Below are 19,569 nucleotides of genomic sequence, written 5' to 3'. Positions count from 1 at the left end.
GCAAGAACAGGCAGGGCGAGCCGTCAGCGGACAGCCCGTATGCGGCGGGCCAGTGCCGGCAAATGCGTGGACTTCAGGTTATCTGAAGAACTGACTGGGCGTGGTACCGAACTGGCGCTTGAACATGCTGGCGAAGGCACTTGGGCTGTCATAGCCCAAGGCCCCCGCCACATCGATGATTCGCTCGCCCAGGGCAATCCGCTCCAGTGCCTGCATCAGCCGCGCCTGTTGGCGCCACTGGCCGAAGGTCATGCCGGTTTCCTTGCGGAACAACCGCTGGATGGTCTTTTCGTCCACCCCCAGTCGCAGGCCCCAGTCGGCAACGGTGGCATTATCGTCGGGCCGTTCATGCAACGCCGTGCAGATCACCCGCAGGCGCTGGTCGCTGGGTTGCGACAGCTTCAGCGGCAAGGTCGGCAGTACGCAGATTTCGTCGAGGATCAGGCGCATGACCCGGGCTTCGCGCGAGTCCTCGGCAAACGGTGCGGTGAACCCCACCGAGGCCTTGATCAGTTCGCTGAGCAAGGGCGAGATGCTGATGGCCTTGCTCTGCAGGGGCAGGCCGGTTGCCGCGTCGCTGCGCACGAACACACTGCGCATCTTCACGTCGCCGACACAGCGAATGGCGTGCACCTGGCCGCAAGGCATCCACACACCTCGGCTGGGTGGCACCGTCCAGCATTCGTTTCCGGACTCGACGATCATCAGGCCTTTGATGGCATAGATCAGTTGATGCTTGGTATGGCTATGGGGCTCGATGAACCAGTCGCTTGGGTAGTCTGTCGCACGGCTACCCACTTCCCAGGTCCACTCATCGACCTCCACCAACAATTCACGCTGCGGCTTTACCATCGTGACCTCATATCGGAGCAGCCTGGCAGCGCCACTTTAGCAGCAACGACCTGGGCGGGCCCGCGAGCGGGTGGCCGGCAGCAAGGCGGTGGCCAACCCGAGCAGCGGCAGGAACGCGATGGCCTGGTACACCCATTCGATGCCATGCCGGTCGGCCAGTGTGCCCAGGCCGGCTGCACCCACACCGCTGATGCCGAACATCAGCCCGAACATCACCCCCGAAACCATGCCGACCCGGCCTGGCACCGCCTCTTGGGCATACACCACCAGGGCAGCGAATGCCGAGGACATCACCAGGCCGATGGCCACCGCCAGTACGGCTGTCCAGGCGAGGTTGGCATGGGGCAGGGCCAGGGCGAACGGTGCCACGCCGAGGAACGAGACCCAGATCACGGCCTTGCGCCCGATGCGATCACCCACCGGGCCACCGGCAAAGGTGCCCAGCGCAACGGCTGCGAGGAACACGAACAGGTACAGCTGGCTGTGCTGCACACTCAGGCCGAAATGCTCGATCAGGTAGAAGGTGAAGAAGTTGGTGAACGAAGCGATGTAGACGAACTTGGCGAACATCAGCACGGCGATCACCGCCACAGCGCGCCACATGGCACCCCGCGACAGGCCGGGGGCCTGTTGGCCCGCGAAGCTCTTGAGCCGGGCCTGGCCGTGGCGCACGCTCCAGCCCGTCACCCGCAGCAGCACCAGAACAGCCAGCGCAGCGGCCAGCATGAACCAGGCAATGGCCGGTTGGCCGTGCGGAATGATGATGGCAGCGGTGAGTAGTGGGCCGAGGGCCGAGCCGGTATTGCCGCCGACCTGGAAGGTTGATTGCGCGGTCCCGAAGCGCCCGCCGGAAGCCATCCTGGCGACCCGCGAGGCCTCTGGGTGAAAGGTGGCCGAACCCACGCCGACCACGGCGGCGGCCACCAGCAGCATTTCATAGCTGCCGGCAAAGGCGAGCAGGGCGATGCCCACCAGCGTCACCAACATGCCGGCAGGCAGCAGGTAGGGTTGTGGGTGCTTGTCGGTGAACATGCCGACCCAGGGTTGCAGCAGGGAAGCGGTCACCTGATACACCAAGGCGATCCAGCCGATCTGGGCGAAGCTCAGCGCGAAATCGCTTTTCAGCATGGGGTAGATCGACGGCAGTACGGCTTGAATCAGGTCATTGAGCAGGTGGGCGAATGCAGCAGCACCGACGATGCGCACGACAAAGCCCTGAGGCTGGTCGGCAGGCGTGGCGGCGGCTACGGAGGCGGCGGAGGTTGTCATGGGCAAGGTTCTTCTATGGCAAGGGAGCAAGGCGTTGCCGCAGCAGGTTATCCAGTGCCGAGGTTGCCTGTCTCACGCCGAACAGGCAGCCAATGTCGCGTTTCGGGCATCCGTGCCCACAGCCTGGCAGGAGAGCGGAGGCGCTCCTGCAGGTGATTGCCTTCAGGCCATATCGGCTGCGGTCTTGCCGGCGACCTTGTTGCGCCCGCCCAGCCATACCAGCAACAGCCCCGCAGCCGCCAGCACACCTCCGGCCATTGGCACGGCGGCGTAGCCCAGGTTCAGGCTGATAACCGCACCACCCAGCGCCGCGCCCACGGCGTTACCCAGGTTGAACGCACCCACGTTGATCGACGATGCCAGGCCTGGCGCCTCGATGGCGGCAGTCATTACGCGCATTTGCAGCGGCGGTACCACGGCGAAGGTGAACATGCCCCAGACCAGCAGGGCGATGGCAGCGCCTATGTGGCTACTCAGTACCAGGGGCATCGCCAGCATGATCAGCGCCAGCACGGCGAGGAAGATTATCGCCGCGCCATCCAGCGACCAGTCGGCCAGGCGGCCACCCAGGCTGTTGCCAAGGGTGAAGCCAACCCCGATCAGTACCAGTCCCAAGGTTACGAAGCCGTCCGAGGCACCGGTCAGTTCGGCCAGCACCGGCGCCACGTAGGTGTACAAGGTGAACATGGCGCCGGCACCGAGCACGGTGGTGGCCATTGCCAGCAGCACGCTGGGGCGGGCAATGACCGCCAGTTCCTTGCGCACGTGCGGCACGCTGCCGCGTTCACCCTTGGGCAGGGCGTACCACAGCGCGGCCATGGCCAGCAGGCCGAGTACGGCGGTACCGGCAAATGCCATGCGCCAGCCAATCTGCTGGCCGATCCAGGTGGCGGCCGGCACGCCGCCGATGTTGGCGATGGTCAGGCCCATGAACATGGTGGCCACGGCGCTGGCCTGTTTCTCCTTGGGCACCACGCTGGCTGCCACCACGGCTCCCAGGCCGAAGAACGCACCATGGTTGAGGCTGGTGACCAGTCGCGAGGCGAGCAGGGTGTAGTAGTCCGGCGACAGTGACGACAGCAGGTTGCCAAGGGTGAAGATGGCCATCAGCGCCATCAGCGCAGCGCGCTTCCCAAAGCGGCTGAACAGCAGGGTCATGATCGGCGCGCCGACCATCACGCCAATGGCATAGGCGGTGATCAGCATGCCGGCGCTGGGGATGCTCACCTCCACGCCCTGGGCGATGACCGGCAGCAGCCCCATCGGGGTGAACTCGGTAGTACCGATGCCAAAGGCGCCAATGGCCAACGCGAAAAGCACGCGGCCGGGTCTCATTGTTTGAGCAGTCATCGGTGTCAGTCCCAGGTTGGCGCCAGGCCGTCAGGGCTGACCTCGCGGCCGTTGCGCTCCAGCTTGGCGATGCGTGCCATGTCGTCGCTGTCCAGCTTCAGGCCACGGGCAAGCAGGTTGCTGGCCAGGTTTTCACGCTTGGTCGACGACGGGATCACGGCATAGCCCAGTTGCAGGGCCCAGGCCAGGGCAACCTGGGCGACGGTAGCCTTGTGCTTGGCGGCGATCTGGGCCAGTACCGGGTCTTTCAGCACTTTGCCGTAGGCCAGGGTCATGTACGAGGTCACGGTGATCCCTTGTTCCTTGAGGAACGCGGTCAGCTTGCTGTTCTGCAGGTAGGGGCTGAGCTCGATCTGGTTGGTGGCGATTTCCCCTTTGCCGACCACGGCAATGGCTTGCCTGGTCAGCTCGATGTTGAAGTTGGAAACGCCGATCTGGCGAGCCAGGCCTTGCTGCTTGGCGTCGGCCAGGGCCTTCATGTACTCGGGCAGTTCTACGCCGTTGCCCGGCGCTGGCCAGTGGATCAGCAGCAGGTCGACGTAGTCGGTGCGCAGTTTCTGCAAGCTGTCACGCAGGCTGGGGATCAGCTTGTCGGCGGCGTAGTTGTCGACCCAGATCTTGGTGGTGATGAACAGCTCGCTGCGCGGCACGCCGCTTTCGGCGATGGCCTGGCCGACTTCGGCTTCGTTCTTGTAGATCTGTGCGGTATCGATGACACGGTAGCCGACTGCCAGGGCAGACTTGACCGAGTCGATGACAGTTTGGCCGGTGAGGCGGAAGGTGCCAAGGCCGAAGGAAGGAACGCTCATGGGGTTGCTCCTGAATGGGGGAGGATCATGTGGTGCCCAGTGTGCAGGTTTGAACGGCAGCGAATAAGCCGCTACGGCGCCAAAGTCATTTGACCTGTAGGCACAAATACATTTTCAAGCTGTGCATTCACTACATAAATAGGGCCAGAGGGGATTGGAACCTTGTTCAGCTAGCGCTTTTTTATCAAGCGTCGAGGCTGCCCATGACCCCTTCCGTAATACCTGCCGATTCCATCGATGCGCTGATTGCCCGTCAGTTGCCAGGCTGGCTCAAGCGCGCGTCTGCCCAAGAGCTGACAGAGCTGCGCGCCGCTGCTTTGCGCCAACAGCGGGCGCAGGACCAAGTAGACGCCTGGTTAGGGGCCATAACCCCCTTGGATGAGTTCGCCGAGTCGTTGCTCAAAAGAGCACTTGAGGCCCATTCGATCAGGCAGGTAGACCTGCGCCAGGCTCAGCTCAGGCTGGTGACCCTGCAGCCAAAACCGTCGATATCACCTGCCTTGCCAAGTACTTCGACACGCATCGTCAGCACCCAGACGCTGCTCTCGGCGGCACTGCACAACTTCCACCAAAAGGAAATGCAGCCTGGCTGGTTCGCGACCGGGTCGCAGTTGGTCACTGCCAGCGGGCACCTGCTGCCGCTAAGTGCGCAAGCCTTTGTCCGCCTTTGCAGAGACCTTGATATCGGCAGGCGTTATCAAAGCCATTTGCAATCGAAGCTTGAAGGCGAGGGGGTGGCCGTCGAGAGCACCCTGGAGGAGGCGTTGAGCGCCAACCTGGCGCTTGCTGCAATCGCCGCAAGGATCAAGGGTGAAATCGATGAGCAGACCTGTCAGTGGATCAACCAGGTTGTGGGCACCGCGTCTTTCCTGCCAGCCGACAACACCGTGTTGAAGTGTCACACCCTGCGGCTGTTGGGCAAGGAGGTCATTGGTGCACTGGTGATCGAAGTGCGTCAGAACGCCCGCCTGCTTGGTGTTATCGCGTGGTTGCCTGAGGACCCGTATGCCCCGGTGAGTTGGCACACCAGCTGGGAGCTGCTGTACATGACGCTTGGCATACGCTTGCGTAATGAGGCCTATCGGCGGTACTTCCAGCGCTTCGTCGCAGAGCGTGATCGCGTCACCTTCTGCGCGGCCCTGAACGCACTGCTCAGCCACGGTAATACTGTTCTTCCGCTTGAGCTGGATGGCCGCTGTTTTGCGATCGAGGGCGACGTGTTCGTCGCGCTGCGCCAAGCCCGGATCAAAAAAATGCTGGATGACGCGCGGGTATTGGCGGTATCGACAGAGGATGAGGATGTCGCCGACCGCCGCGCACGTTTGCAGGGCTATCTGGATTTGGGGTTGAGCGTGGCAGGCCTGGCAGCGCTGTTTGTGCCTGTGTTGGGGCAGGCCCTGCTGGGGCTTACGGTGGTGCAACTGGCGGGTGAGGTGTACGAAGGCTACCAGGATTGGCAGTTGGGTGATCGCGACGCCGCATTGGGTCACTTGTTCAACGTGGCCGACACGGTTGTGATGACGGCGGTGACGATGGCCGGGGCGACGGCACTTGGCAAGCTGGCCCAGCGAGTGGCGCAGGTGGATGCCTTGGTGCCGGTAAGCCTGGGCGATGGCCAGTTGCGGCTGTGTGATCCATCCTTGTCGGGCTATCAGCGTGAGGGCGTCGATCTGATGGTAGGCCAGGCCGTGAATGAAACTGGCCGTTCGCTGAGGCGCCTGCACGATGCTGTCTATGAGGTGAGCGAGGGGGACGATGGCGCATGGCGTATTCATCACCCATCAAGGCCAGGGGCGTATTCACCGGCACTTGAGCACAATGGTGCCGGGGGATGGGTGCATGAGTTCGAGCAACCGCAGCGCTGGCATGACCCCGCCTACATGGTGCGCCGCCTTGCCAGCCGCACGGCGCAGGTGCCCGATGAGGCGGTATCTGTAGCGCTGCAGACCACCGGTTTCGAGGCTGACTGCCTGCGCCGTTTGCTGTTGGAAAATGCGCCCGCGCCGGCACGCTTGCTCGATGCCATCGAACGCCAGCAATTGCACCGTGATTTCCCGATGTTGCGGGGTGACGCTTTCGAGGAGGTCTTCAACGAGCGACAGATCAATCCGCAAGCAGCGGACCGCGTATTGATGCGGGACTTCCCAGGCCTTTCCCACCGCTGCGCACGGGAAATCGTCGAGGGGGCCAGCAGCGTCGAGATGGAGAGCCTGACGGGTGCAGGCCGGGTACCCCTGGCCTTGGCGGAGCGTGCCCGCTGGGCAATACGCGACAGCCGGATAGACCGTGCCTGCGCAGGGTTGCGCCAGGCCGCCGCAGAAAATGACGATACCGGTAAGCTCGCGCTGGGCCTGATCGATGCCATCGCCCCTTGGTCGGCTGGGGTCAACGTTGAGCTGCCTGCCGCGGGCAGGGGTGGGTTGCTGCAGACGTTGAGACGGCAGCTGGACAGCCGCCAGCGACAGTTGCTTGGTATTAGCCAGATGACGGATGACGCACTGGGTGAGCGGCTTGGGCGTGAGGCGCTCGCTGACCGTGAAGCGGCGGCCCGAATGATTGGGCTGGCCCGTGTGGGGCAGGGGATTCGCCCTCCTGTACGGTTGTTCGATGGGCGGTTGGGCTACCCGCTCAGTGGCCACCTGACAGGGACTCGCCAGGCACTGCGGCGCACGTTGAACCACGTGTATCCGGTGATGAGCAGTGAGCAGCTGGAGGTCTACCTGCAAGACCTGGCTTGGCGGGGAGTGGACCCCTGGAACCATGTGAGCCAACTGTTACAGGCCAAGGTCAGCCTCAAGCAGGCATTGCAAGCCTGGCGAAATGACGCAGGACTGAACATTGTTCGCCGCCTGCGTCGTATCAAGGTTGCCAGGCGTATTACGGCAAGCTGGCAGCGCTTTACCCCTGGGGAGGTGGCGGGTGACTACCACCTGACCCTCGTGGGTGAGCGGGTGGGTGACCTGCCAGCGTTGCCTGATAATGTGAGTTTCGACCACATCACGCACCTGACCCTGCGCGATATGCAGGTGACGAGCCTTGATGCGGGCTTTCTTGGTCGCTTCAGCAAGGTGCGCAACCTGGACTTGCGGAACAACCAGCTGACGCGCCTTCCCGCAGGTATCGAGCAACTGACCGAACTGAGGACCCTGCGCCTTGGCGGCAACCAGATCGTGCTTTCCAGCGAGGATAACCTGCGTTTGAGCCAGCTTGTGGAGCTGCGCCGTTTGGAGCTCAACGGTAACCCGGTCGGCTTGCTGCCACCCTTGGCGTCTTTCCCCCTGCTGCGCCGGCTGTCCTTGCGCAACACCGGGCTGGGCGATCTGCCCGCTGATCTGGCCAGGCACGGTAATCTGGAGTTGCTGGACATGCGTGACAACCAGATTCAGACACTGCCTGAAGCGCTGTCTTTAGTGCCGCTTCGCTTGTTGCGGGGCCTGGAGCTGCACGACAATCCACTCTCGGACGAAACCTTGCAGCGCTTGCAGTTGGCCAGGGCGTCGGCCGGGGCCGTTGAGCGTCGACGTGCAGCTCATGCCACTTCGATCCCGAACGCTGCAGCCCCTTGGTTTTCAGGATTCACGCCAGCCCAGCGCGAGGTGCGATTGGCGAGCTGGAACCGCTTGAGCCAGGAAGCCGGGGCGCAGGATCTGTTCCGCTTTTTCTCTGATTTACGCGCCCTGCGTGAATACGACGCACAACCGCGCGACCTGCAGGCCCGGGTGTGGCATATCCTCGAGGCCTGCGAGCAGCACGCTGAAGTACGCGCGAGCCTGTTCGAGCAAGTTGCCCGGCCGCGCAGTTGCAGTGACGAGTTGCTGCTGACGCTCAGCGAGCTGGAGGTTGGCGCGCTGGTCGCCAAGGCCGGTACAGCCGGTACCGGTTTACAGAAGGAGCGGGCGCTGGTCAGGCTGGGGCGTTCGTTGTTCCGCCTGGACAAAGTCAACGCAATTGCCGCGCGGCATATTGCGGATTATTTTTCGAACGATCCCGTTGAGGTTTACCTGACCTATCGCGTCAGGCTGGCAGATAGTCTCGACCTTCCCGTGCAGCCCAGCCATCTTTCGTACGAGAGTTTCAGTGGAGTTGGCCGTGAAGACCTGGACGCCGCGCGCAGCGAGGTGCTGCGGCAGGAAACGCCACAAGCCTTGGCGCAGGCGCTGGCAGATCGAACCTTCTGGCAGGACTACCTGCAGGAGCAGCAGGCGGCGCGCTTCAGCCGCCTGGACGAGCCTTTTCAGCAGCGCCTGGATACGTTGCTCGAACAATCGAAAACGCTGAGTGATGGCGACTATTTTGCCCAGGTCGAGCATATCTGCGCAGCGCGTGAGGTCGCGAAACGGCAGCTTCTGCTTGAATTGAGCCGTGAGGCAATCCAGCGCCACGGCCTGTGAACGAAACAGCCCGCCGAGAGGCGGGCTGTTCGCTGGGGCGGGACGATCAGCGGCGGCGGAACAGCGGCAGCGGTTCGTCGGTAGCGGCCTGGTAGGTCACCGAGAAGTCCTTCAGGCTTTGCAGCGCGTCTTCCGGGTCCTTGTCGGCACGGATGGCGAATGCGTCGAAGCCGCAGCGGGCCATGAAGAACAGCTGGTCGCGCAGCACATCGCCGATGGCGCGCAGTTCGCCCTTGAACTTGTAGCGGTCACGCAGCAGACGCGCATTGGAGTAGCTGCGGCCGTCGGTGAATGCCGGGAAGTTCAGGGCGATGACCTGGAAGTGGTGCACGTCTTCACCGATTTCCTCCGCTTCCTGGTCGCTGTCCAGCCATACGCCCAGGCCGCCATCGCGGGCCTTGAGCACGTGGGCATGGTCGCGCCACATTTGCAGCGGCACGATGTAGTCGTCGCAGTTGGTCAGCTCGTCGAACGAGGTTTCCTTGGGCAGCAGGTGCCAGGTTTCGTCGACGATCTGGTTGTTCTTAATGATTCGCTGCATAGACGCGTTCCTTGAAGGGGTCGATGCCGATACGCTGGTAGGTGTCGATGAAACGCTCTTCCTCGGTACGTTGCTCGACGTACACGGCGATCAGCTTCTCGATCACATCGGCCATGTCATCCTGCGCGAAGGACGGGCCAAGGATCTTGCCCAGGCTTGCGCCGCGTGCGGCGTTGCCGCCCAGCGACACCTGGTAGAACTCCTCACCCTTCTTGTCCACGCCGAGGATGCCGATGTGGCCCACGTGGTGGTGGCCGCAGGCGTTCATGCAGCCGGAGATGTTCAGGTCGATTTCGCCGATGTCGAACAGGTAGTCCAGGTCGTCGAAGCGGCGCTGGATGGACTCGGCAATCGGGATCGACTTGGCGTTGGCCAGCGAGCAGTAGTCGCCACCCGGGCAGCAGATGATGTCGGTCAGCAGGCCGATGTTCGGGGTGGCGAAGCCGCCCTCGCGCAGTTCAAGCCACAGCGCGTGCAACTGGCGCTGCTCGACGTCGGCGAGGATGATGTTCTGCTCGTGCGAGGTGCGCAGGAAACCGAAGCTGTAGCGTTCGGCCAGGTCGGCCACGGCGTCCAGCTGCTTGTCGGTCACGTCGCCCGGGGCAACACCGGTAGGCTTGAGTGACAGGGTCACAGCCACGTAGCCCGGGCGCTTGTGGGCGCGGGTGTTGCGCGAGCGCCAGCGGGCGAACCCTGGGTGCTCGGCATCCAGTGCGGTGTAGTCGACGTTGTCGAGTGCGAGGTACTCGGGGTCGACGAAGTGGCGCGATACGCGCTGCACTTCGGCTTCGGTCAGGGTGGTGGTGCCGCCACGCAGGTGGACCATTTCGGCCTCAACCTTTTCGGCGAACACTTCCGGGGTCAGCGCCTTGACCAGGATCTTGATCCGCGCCTTGTACTTGTTGTCACGGCGACCGTAACGGTTGTACACGCGCAGGATGGCGTCGAGGTAGCTGATCAGGTCCTGCCATGGCAGGAACTCGTTGATGAACGAGCCCACCACCGGGGTACGGCCCAGGCCGCCACCGACCAGCACACGGAAGCCCAGTTCGCCGGCAGCGTTGCGCACCGGCTCAAGGCCAATGTCGTGCACTTCGATGGCGGCGCGGTCTTCCTGCGAGCCGTTGATGGCGATCTTGAACTTGCGTGGCAGGTAGGCGAATTCCGGGTGGAAGGTGGTCCACTGACGGACGATTTCACACCACGGGCGCGGGTCGACGATTTCGTCTGCGGCCACACCGGCGAACTGGTCGGTGGTGGTGTTGCGCAGGCAGTTGCCGCTGGTCTGGATCGCGTGCATCTGCACGGTGGCCAGTTCGGCGAGGATGTCGGGGATGTCTTCCAGCGCCGGCCAGTTGAACTGCACGTTCTGGCGGGTGGAAATGTGGGCGTAGCCCTTGTCATAGTCGCGAGCGATCTTGGCCAGGGTGCGGACCTGTTTGGCGTTCAGCTGGCCGTACGGCACCGCGACACGCAGCATCGGCGCGAAACGTTGGATGTAAAGGCCGTTCTGCAGGCGCAGAGGGCGGAATTCTTCTTCGCTCAGCTCACCGGCCAGGTAGCGGCGGGTCTGATCACGGAACTGCTTGACGCGGTCCTCGATGATCCGCTGATCGTACTCGTCGTATACGTACATAAAAGTCCTGTCTCAGGCATGCAGCTATTCGCGCGCACGGCCGCGCACTCCGGTACGGAGCCGGGAAACGATATCAGGTTGCGGTTATGCGCTAAAGTGATGTTTTTGCATATGAAAAGAACCAAATGGACTATGTGAGATTGACTGCCATTTGTGCGCGGAGCATCGCCAGGCGTTTATAATCCGGCGTTTGCTTCGCAGAGATGTGACCCCATGCTCAAGGCCCTGTGCCAAAGCTTGTGCCTTGTCTTGCCATTGGTGGCAAATGCGCAATCGGCTTCGGTGGTGTTCCTCAACCCGGGGCTGTCCAACGAGACATTCTGGACCAGCTATACCCGCTTCATGCAGGCCGCCGCGGACGAGCTGGGCATGACCCTGCAGGTGCAATACAGCGAGCGCCGCGCCGACCTGGCACTGACCCAGGCCCGGGCGATCCTGAGCGCGCCGCAGCGGCCGGATTACCTGGTGCTGGTCAACGAGCAGTACGTGGCGCCGGAAATCCTGCGCCTGTCGCGTGGCACCGGGGTGAAGCTGCTGCTGGTCAACAATGGCCTGACCGCCAGCCAGCGCCTCAGCATCGAGGGCCAGCCTGACAAGTACGCCGAGCCACTGGGTACCTTGGTGAGCAACGACGAGCAGGCAGGCTTTCAAATGTTGCACCTGTTGCTCGCACAGCTGCCTCGCGACGCAGGGCCGGTGGACCTGGTGGCTTTTGCCGGGGTCAAGACCACCCCGGCCTCGCAGTTGCGCGTTGAGGGCATGCGCCGCGCCCTGGCCGATTTCCCTCAGGTGCGCTTGCGGCAAGTGGTATACGGCGGCTGGAACCGCCAGCGCGCCTATGAGCAAGCGAAGCAGTTGCTGGAACGTTACCCGGCCACCCGGCTGGTGTGGTCGGCCAATGACCAGATGGCCTTTGGTGCCATGCAGGCGTTCGAGGAGGCCGGGCACACGCCGGGGCGTGACGTGCTGTTCGCTGCCGTCAACAGCTCGCCCGAAGCCTTGCGCGCGCGTATCGATGGGCGCCTGAGCGTACTGATGGGTGGGCATTTCACCCTTGGCGGTTGGGCCATGGTGATGCTGCACGATGATGCCCACGGGCTGGCGTTGAACCGCGACGGCGTGCGCGAGCGCCGTGTTCCGGTATTGCAGGAAATCGATCAGGCCAAGGCCAGGCGCTGGCTGAAGCTGTTGGAAAGGGACGACTACGGCGTCGATTTTCGGCGTTACAGTGCCGAAGGGCGGCCGCCCGGGTACCGTTACCCGTTTCTGGCGTCACCGGTCGAATATTGAATGACCCTGCTTGAGGGAAGGGCATTGCTCGTCTTAACTGCTGGTGGTGAAGTGCATTCCCATAACCACTACAAGAGGCAATGCAATGGGAAACTCAACCAAGGTCCGCAAAGCTGACAGCAGCGTCGATGCCTGGGCGATCCTCTGCCTGATCGTTCTGGTGGTGGTCACTGCCGTGTATTGGGTCAGCCACCAGTGACTTGCAACTCAAGACCGTGATGTAGCAGGGGCGTCTGCGGGAGGGAATCTCGCAGGCGCTTTCTTATTGCCTGTGGCCGCCTCTTCGCGGTGAAAACATATCCCTTGAGAATGGCGCAGGACCGTCGTAGGGGCGGGTTTACCCGCGAAAGGGCCGGCCCTGCTGGCCAATCTCCACCCGCCGTTCACCGTTGCGGCCGCGACCGTATTCGCGGGTAAACCCGCTCCTACACAGATCGAGGGTGGACACAGGTCGGTGGTTGGACACAGGCCCTCGTAGGAGCGGGTTCACCCGCGAAAGGGCCGGGACTGCTGGCCAATTTCCACCCGCCGTTCACCGTTGCCGCCGCTACCGTATTCGCGGGTAAACCCGCTCCTACACCGGATCGGTGGTGGACACAGGTCGGTGGTTGGACACAGGCCGTCGTAGGAGCGGGTTCACCCGCGAAAGGGCCGGGCCTGCTGGCCAATTTCCACCCGCCGTTCACCGTTGCCGTCGCGACCGTATTCGCGGGTAAACCCGCTCCTACGCCTGAACGAGGGTGGACACAGGTCGGGGGTTGGGCATAGGCCCTGTAGGAGCGGGTTCACCCGCGAAGAGGCCGGCACAGGTTAGCGGGTCAGGTGCAGCGCCAACTGCACCAGGCCGATCAATACCGCAATGAACACCAGGGTGAACAGCGCCCCCAGCGCAATGAAATGGCTGGCCTTGCCGTGGGTGAAGTCGCGTGCGCGGTTTTTGCCGCTTTGCACGCCGAAGGCGGCGGCGAGGATGCTGTGCAGCATCTGCCAGAAGGTCGGGGGTTTGCCCTGGCTGGAATCGTCCATGGTGGCTCCTGGGGAAATCAGAGGCAATCAGGGACAGTGTAGGCAATGGTTGTGAGGTTGCCCGTGCCGGCCTCTTCGCGAGGAAACCCGTTCCAACAGGTAAATGACTGCCCTTGAGGGCTGTTTCATACCTGTGTGGGCAAGCCCGCGAAGAAGCCAGCGCAGTCGTTTAGCTGTCATACCCCAGGTTAGGCGCCAGCCAGCGCTCGCTCACGCTGATATCCTGGCCTTTGCGTGCGCTGTAACGCTCGATCTGGTCCTTGTCGACCTTGCCTACGGCAAAATACTTCGCCTGCGGGTGGGCGAAGTACCAGCCGCTGACCGCCGCCGCCGGGAACATCGCGAAGTGCTCGGTGAGGTACACTCCGCTTGGCCCGGTTTCACCGATGGCGGTGCCATCGAGCAGGCGGAACAGGGTTTCCTTTTCAGTGTGGTCGGGGCAGGCCGGATAACCCGGCGCAGGGCGGATGCCGCTGTACTGTTCCTTGATCAGCGCCTCGTTGTCCAGGTGCTCGTCGCGGGCATAGCCCCAGTGCTCTTTACGCACCTGCTCGTGCAGCCATTCGGCACAGGCTTCGGCCAGGCGGTCGGCCAGGGCCTTGACCATGATCGAGCTGTAGTCGTCGCCCTTGTCCTGGTAAGCCTTGGCCACTTCCTCGGCACCGATGCCGGCGGTGGTGATGAAACCACCTACGTAGTCGGTAACGCCACTGTCTTTCGGTGCGACGAAGTCGGCCAGCGACCAGTTGGGCTTGCCGTCCGGCTTGATGGTCTGCTGGCGCAGGTGGTGCAGGGTGGCCAGTGCCTGGCCGTCTTCGCCGTAGACTTCGATGTCGTCATCGTCCACCTGGTTGGCCGGCCAGAAGCCGAATACCGCGCGGGCGCTGATCAGCTTCTCGTCGATCAGCTTGTCGAGCATCTCGCGGGCATCCTTGTACAGCGCCGTAGCGGCCTCGCCAACCACCTCGTCGGTGAGGATGCGCGGGAACTTGCCGGCCAGGTCCCAGGAGATGAAGAACGGCGTCCAGTCGATGTACTCGGCCAGGGTGCGCAAATCGATGTCCTCCAGCACCTTGACGCCGGTGAAGGAGGGCGCCGTTGGCTGGTAGCCGGCCCAGTCGTACTGCGGCTTGGCGGCGATCGCCTGGGCGTAGCTGAGGCGCTCGGTGCGGGCGCTGCGGTTGGCGGTGCGCTCGCGCACATCCACGTATTCCAGGCGGGTCTTCTCGACGAAGCCCGGCTTGAGTTCTTTGGACAGCAACTGGGTGGCCACGCCGACCGCGCGCGAAGCGTCGGTGACGTAGATGACCGCGTCGTTGCTGTACTTGGGCTCGATCTTGACTGCAGTGTGCGCCTTGGAGGTGGTGGCGCCACCGATCATCAGCGGCAGTTCGAAGCCCTGGCGCTGCATTTCGCGGGCAACGTGGACCATTTCGTCCAGCGACGGGGTAATCAGGCCGGACAGGCCGATGATGTCGCACTTCTGCTCGCGGGCAGTTTGCAGGATCTTCTCCGCCGGCACCATCACGCCAAGGTCGACGATGTCGTAACCGTTACAGCCCAGCACCACGCCGACAATGTTCTTGCCGATGTCGTGCACGTCGCCTTTCACCGTGGCCATCAGGATCTTGCCCTTGGCTTCTGGCTTGTCGCCTTTTTCGGCTTCGATGAAGGGGATCAGGTGAGCAACGGCCTGTTTCATGACGCGGGCCGACTTGACCACCTGCGGCAGGAACATCTTGCCCGCGCCGAACAGGTCGCCGACCACGTTCATGCCGTTCATCAGCGGGCCTTCGATCACTTCGATGGGGCGCGCGCACTGCTGGCGGCATTCTTCGGTGTCTTCGACGATGAACGCGGTGATGCCCTTGACCAGCGCGTGCTCCAGGCGTTTTTCCACCGGCAGCGAGCGCCACTCTTCGTTTTCCACTTCCTTGGTTGCGCCGCCACCCTTGTAGTCGTCGGCGATGGCCAGCAGTGCATCGGTGCCATGCGGGGTGCGGTTGAGCACCACATCCTCGACCTTTTCACGCAGCTGGGCCGGGATCTCGTCGTAGATCTCCAGCTGGCCGGCGTTGACGATACCCATGGTCAGGCCGTTCTGGATCGCGTGGTACAGGAACACCGAGTGGATCGCTTCACGCACCGGGTTGTTGCCACGGAACGAGAACGACACGTTGGACACGCCACCCGAGCTCAGGGCGTGGGGCAGGTGGTCGCGGATATAAGCACAGGCTTCGATGAAGTCGACGGCGTAGTTGTTGTGTTCTTCGATACCGGTGGCGACGGCAAAGATGTTCGGGTCGAAGATGATGTCTTCTGGCGGGAAGCCCACTTCGTTGACCAGGATGTCATAGCTGCGCTGGCAGATTTCCTTCTTGCGCGCGGCTGTGTCGGCCTGGCCGACTTCGTCGAAGGCCATGACCACCACGGCAGCGCCATAGCGCTTGCACAGGCGGGCGTGGTGCTTGAACTGCTCGACGCCTTCCTTCATGGAAATGGAGTTGACGATGCCCTTGCCCTGGATGCACTTGAGGCCGGCTTCGATCACTTCCCACTTGGACGAGTCGATCATGATCGGTACGCGCGAAATGTCCGGCTCACCCGCGATCAGGTTGAGGAACCGGACCATGGCCGCCTGGGAGTCGAGCATCCCTTCGTCCATGTTGATGTCGATTACCTGGGCGCCGGCCTCGACCTGCTGCAGGGCGACTTCCAGGGCTTCGGTATAATTCTCTTCGCGGATCAGCCGGGCGAACTTGGCGGAACCGGTGATGTTGGTGCGCTCACCGACGTTGACGAACAGCGACTGGCGGTCGATGGTGAACGGCTCCAGGCCCGACAGGCGGCAGGCCTTGGCGATTTCCGGGATCTCGCGCGGCTTGTACTTGGCCACGGCTTCGGCAATGGCCTGGATGTGCCCCGGCGTGGTGCCGCAGCAGCCGCCAATGATGTTGAGGAAGCCGCTGGCCGCGAATTCTTCGACCACCGCGGCCATCTCGGCCGGGGTTTCGTCGTACTCGCCGAAGGCGTTCGGCAGGCCGGCGTTGGGGTGGGCGGACACGTGGGTATCGGCCTTGGTCGCCAGTTCTTCCAGGTACGGGCGCAGGTCCTTGGCGCCGAGGGCGCAGTTCAGGCCCACGGAAATCGGCTTGGCGTGACGCACCGAGTTCCAGAACGCTTCGGTGGTCTGGCCCGACAGGGTACGGCCGGAGGCGTCGGTGATAGTGCCGGAGATCATGATCGGCAGTTCGACGTTGTCGTCCTCGAACACTTGCTGCACGGCGAAGATCGCCGCCTTCGCGTTGAGGGTGTCGAAGATGGTTTCGATCAGGATCAGGTCGGCGCCGCCTTCGATCAGGCCACGGGTGGCCTCGATGTAGTTTTCTACCAACTCGTCGAAGGTGACGTTGCGAAACCCTGGGTCGTTGACGTCCGGGGAAATCGAGCAGGTTCGGCTGGTAGGGCCGAGCACGCCGGCAACGAAGCGCGGCTTGTCCGGCGTCTCCAGGGTCTTGGCATCGGCAACCTGGCGAGCGATGCGCGCGCCTTCGACGTTCAACTCGTAAACCAGCGACTCCATGCCGTAGTCGGCCTGGGAAATCTGCGTGGCGTTGAAGGTGTTGGTTTCGAGAATATCGGCACCGGCATCCAGGTAGGCCTTCTCGATGGCGGCGATCACGTCCGGGCGGCTGAGCAGCAAAAGGTCGTTGTTACCCTTCACATCGCTTGGCCAATCGGCAAAACGCGTGCCACGATAGTCGTGTTCCTCCAGGCGGTAGCTTTGGATCATAGTACCCATGCCGCCGTCGAGGATCAGGATGCGCTCTTTGAGTGCGTTCTGGAGTGCTTGGAGACGAGCGCTGCGGTCGGACATAGGAACTACCTGGTCGGGCGAATATCAGAAGGTGCCGAATCATAACAAAGCTGCGCGGTTTTTAGGCATGTCGCCCATTTGCATGAAAACTGCTCATGTTGGGCGGGTGGAGGCAGCGCGAAGCACCCAGGACGACCAGGCAACAAATCGTGATGGCTTTCAAGAACCAGGACTTTCCGCACATGGTGCATCGTATCCTTGCCGGCGCCTTCGCCCTGCTCATCAGCGGCGCGGTATTCGGGCAGGCCCCCCAGTCGAGCCCGGCTATTTCCTACACCCGGGACATTCAACCGATCTTCACCGAGAAGTGCGTGGCCTGCCACGCCTGCAACGACGCCGCCTGCCAGCTCAAGCTGGAAAGCCCTGAAGGCGCGGTACGCGGGGCCAGCAAGGTCCCGGTGTACCAGGGCGAGCGGAGCAAGGCGGTGCCCACCACGCGGCTGTTCTACGACGCCCACAGCGAAGAGCAATGGCGCAAGAAGGGCTTCTACTCGGTGCTCGACAACCAGGGCGGTCAGGCCGCGTTGATGGCGCGCATGCTGGAGTTGGGCCACAAGACCCCGCTTACGCCCAACGCCAAGCTGCCCGAAGAGATCGTCCTGGGCCTGAGCCGCAACAACATGTGCCCGTTGCCCCATGAATTCGACGCCTATGCCGGCGCACACCCCAAGGAGGGCATGCCGCTGGCGGTGACCGGGCTGACCGACAAGGAATATGCCACCATGCGCCGCTGGCTGGCCGCTGGTGCGCCGGTGGAGTACCAGCCGATCCAGCCGAGCGCGGCCGAAGCCAGGCAGATCGCAGAGTGGGAAGAACTCCTCAACCGCCCGGGTTCTACCGAGGCGCTGGTGGGACGCTGGCTGTACGAGCACCTGTTTTTGGCGCACATCTATTTCGCTGGCGGCGAGCAGGGCCACTTCTTCCAGTGGGTGCGCTCGCGCACGCCAAGTGGCAAGCCGGTCGATATCATTGCCACCCGCCGCCCCAACGACCCGCCGGGCACGGACTTCTACTACCGGTTGATCCCGGTGCAGGGCGTGATCGTGCACAAGACGCACATCACCTACCCGATGGGGCCGCAGAAGCTCAAGCGCGTGAAGCAGCTGTTCTATGCCGGCGACTGGCATGCCGCCGCGCTTCCGGGCTACGGCCCGCGCCACCGGGCCAACCCGTTTGAAACCTTCGAGGCGATCCCGGCAGTGGCGCGCTACCAGTTCATGCTGGATAACGCCGAGTACTTCGTGCGCACCTTCATCCGTGGCCCGGTGTGCCGCGGGCAGATTGCCACTGACGTGATCCGCGACAACTTCTGGGCGCTGTTCCAGGAGCCGGCCTTCGATCGCTATGTCACCGATGCCGAGTACCGGGGCGAGGCTACCCCGCTGCTGGCCATGCCTGGTCAGATCGATGACGTGGGCAGTGTGCTGAGCCTGTGGCACGCCTATCGTGACAAGCGCAACGACTACGAAAAACTGCGCCGTGAAGCCTATGCCGAAATGCCGGCACCGAGATGGTCGACACTGTGGGCCGGTAACGACAATGCGCTGCTGAGCATCTTCCGCCACTTCGACAGCGCATCGGTGACCAAGGGCCTGGTGGGTGATGTGCCGCTGACCGTGTGGCTGTTCGACTACCCGTTGTTCGAGCGCACGTATTACCAGTTGGCGGTCAACTTCGATGTGTATGGCAACGTTTCACACCAGTTGCAGACGCGCCTGTACTTCGACCTGATCCGCAACGGCGCCGAGGTCAACTTCCTGCGCCTGATGCCGGCCGACCAGCGTAAGGCGATCCTTGGCGACTGGTACCAGAACAGCGGCAAGGTGAAGATGTGGATGGATTATGAAGACATCGACACCGACACCCCGAGTGGCATCAAGCTCGACTCGCGCAACCCCAAACGCGACTTTGGCCTGAAGCTGCTGCAGCGCACCGGCAGCCTGAATGCCGCGCCGGACCCGATCAATCGCTGCCAGGGCGCGTTCTGCTCACGGCCGCAGATCAGCGAAGAGTTCCGCAATGCCGAGCAGTCGCTCAGCCGTCTGGTGTCGCGCCCGGCGGCCGGGCTGAAGGTGATCAACCAGTTGCCCGAGGCGACCATGCTGCGTATCGAAGGACAGGACGGCCAGCGTCAGGTGTACAGCCTGCTGCGCAACCGCGCGCACAGCAACGTGGCGTTCCTGCTGGGTGAGGCGTACCGCTACCAGCCGGGGCTGGATACCCTGACCCTGTACCCGGGGGTGCTCAGCAGCTACCCGAACTTCATCTTCAACATCCCGACCACGGATGTGCCGGAGTTCGTCGAGGACATGGAGTATGCCAAAGATGACGCGGCGAAGTTCGAGCGCATTGTCATGCGCTGGGGTGTGCGCCGCAGTCACCCGGCCTTCTGGCGCTATTTCCATGACCTGAACAGCTATATCAAGGAGACCGAACCGGTCGAGGCGGGCGTGCTGGACATGAACCGCTACGAGAACCTCTGATCGGGTTGGCTGACCTTTCCGATTTGCTTGCGGTCGGACAGAGTA

At 63.0% G+C, this 19,569-nt stretch carries 11 protein-coding genes; 3 read left to right on the top strand and 8 right to left on the bottom strand.

Translation table 11 applies throughout. The features are described 5' to 3' along the window. Positions 1–78: 78 nt before the first annotated feature. The 4 genes from ACI7M0_RS17090 to dkgB all read right to left on the bottom strand — a co-directional run bounded on the left by ACI7M0_RS17090 (position 79) and on the right by dkgB (position 4,280). The gene (locus tag ACI7M0_RS17090; protein ID WP_064493407.1) at positions 79–852 is read right to left on the bottom strand and encodes a helix-turn-helix domain-containing protein; all 774 of its coding nucleotides are present in this window, start codon (positions 850–852) and stop codon (positions 79–81) included. A 36-nt stretch (positions 853–888) separates the two neighbouring features. Continuing rightward, positions 889–2,121 carry an MFS transporter gene (locus ACI7M0_RS17085; RefSeq protein WP_129932138.1) on the bottom strand — a complete coding sequence of 411 codons (1,233 nt, stop codon included), beginning with the start codon at positions 2,119–2,121 and terminating at the stop codon, positions 889–891. 162 nt (positions 2,122–2,283) lie between these two features. Continuing rightward, a complete protein-coding gene (locus tag ACI7M0_RS17080) occupies positions 2,284–3,456 on the bottom strand; it encodes an MFS transporter (protein WP_129932143.1) in 1,173 nt (390 codons plus the stop codon). Positions 3,457–3,476: 20 nt separating this feature from the next. Then, positions 3,477–4,280, bottom strand: coding sequence for a 2,5-didehydrogluconate reductase DkgB (dkgB, locus tag ACI7M0_RS17075; protein ID WP_064493404.1), 804 nt, complete (start codon positions 4,278–4,280; stop codon positions 3,477–3,479). 203 nt (positions 4,281–4,483) lie between these two features. On the opposite strand from dkgB, the gene ACI7M0_RS17070 reads away from it, so the two are divergent. Continuing rightward, positions 4,484–8,671, top strand: a complete 4,188-nt coding sequence (locus ACI7M0_RS17070; RefSeq protein ID WP_129932139.1) for an NEL-type E3 ubiquitin ligase domain-containing protein — start codon at positions 4,484–4,486, stop codon at positions 8,669–8,671. Between the two features lie 46 nt (positions 8,672–8,717). Here the strand turns inward: ACI7M0_RS17070 and ACI7M0_RS17065 are convergent, their stop codons facing one another. Beyond that, the gene (locus tag ACI7M0_RS17065; protein ID WP_003250391.1) at positions 8,718–9,212 is read right to left on the bottom strand and encodes a DUF934 domain-containing protein; all 495 of its coding nucleotides are present in this window, start codon (positions 9,210–9,212) and stop codon (positions 8,718–8,720) included. Then, positions 9,196–10,848 (bottom strand): nitrite/sulfite reductase, encoded by a 1,653-nt coding sequence (locus tag ACI7M0_RS17060; protein ID WP_129932140.1) that lies wholly within the window; start codon positions 10,846–10,848, stop codon positions 9,196–9,198. The genes ACI7M0_RS17065 and ACI7M0_RS17060 overlap by 17 nt, the downstream gene beginning before the upstream one ends. A gap of 213 nt (positions 10,849–11,061) precedes the next feature. Here ACI7M0_RS17060 and ACI7M0_RS17055 point away from each other — a divergent pair, with 213 nt between their 5' ends. Beyond that, a complete protein-coding gene (locus ACI7M0_RS17055; protein ID WP_129932141.1) occupies positions 11,062–12,138 on the top strand; it encodes an ABC transporter substrate-binding protein in 1,077 nt (358 codons plus the stop codon). A gap of 810 nt (positions 12,139–12,948) precedes the next feature. Here the strand turns inward: ACI7M0_RS17055 and ACI7M0_RS17050 are convergent. Together ACI7M0_RS17050 and metH are read right to left on the bottom strand one after the other, a co-directional pair. After that, positions 12,949–13,164, bottom strand: a complete 216-nt coding sequence (locus ACI7M0_RS17050; RefSeq protein WP_004573790.1) for a DUF2970 domain-containing protein — start codon at positions 13,162–13,164, stop codon at positions 12,949–12,951. A gap of 169 nt (positions 13,165–13,333) precedes the next feature. Continuing rightward, positions 13,334–17,041: a methionine synthase gene (gene metH, locus ACI7M0_RS17045; RefSeq protein WP_129932543.1), complete on the bottom strand. Its 3,708-nt coding sequence runs from the start codon at positions 17,039–17,041 to the stop codon at positions 13,334–13,336. Between the two features lie 182 nt (positions 17,042–17,223). Here metH and ACI7M0_RS17040 point away from each other — a divergent pair, with 182 nt between their 5' ends. Further along, positions 17,224–19,524: a fatty acid cis/trans isomerase gene (locus ACI7M0_RS17040; protein WP_129932542.1), complete on the top strand. Its 2,301-nt coding sequence runs from the start codon at positions 17,224–17,226 to the stop codon at positions 19,522–19,524. Positions 19,525–19,569 lie beyond the last annotated feature (45 nt).

The sequence above is a fragment of the Pseudomonas sp. 10(2024) genome, assembly GCF_045164175.1.
Taxonomy (GTDB): domain Bacteria; phylum Pseudomonadota; class Gammaproteobacteria; order Pseudomonadales; family Pseudomonadaceae; genus Aquipseudomonas; species Aquipseudomonas alloputida.
This window is presented reverse-complemented; position numbering and strand designations above follow the sequence as displayed.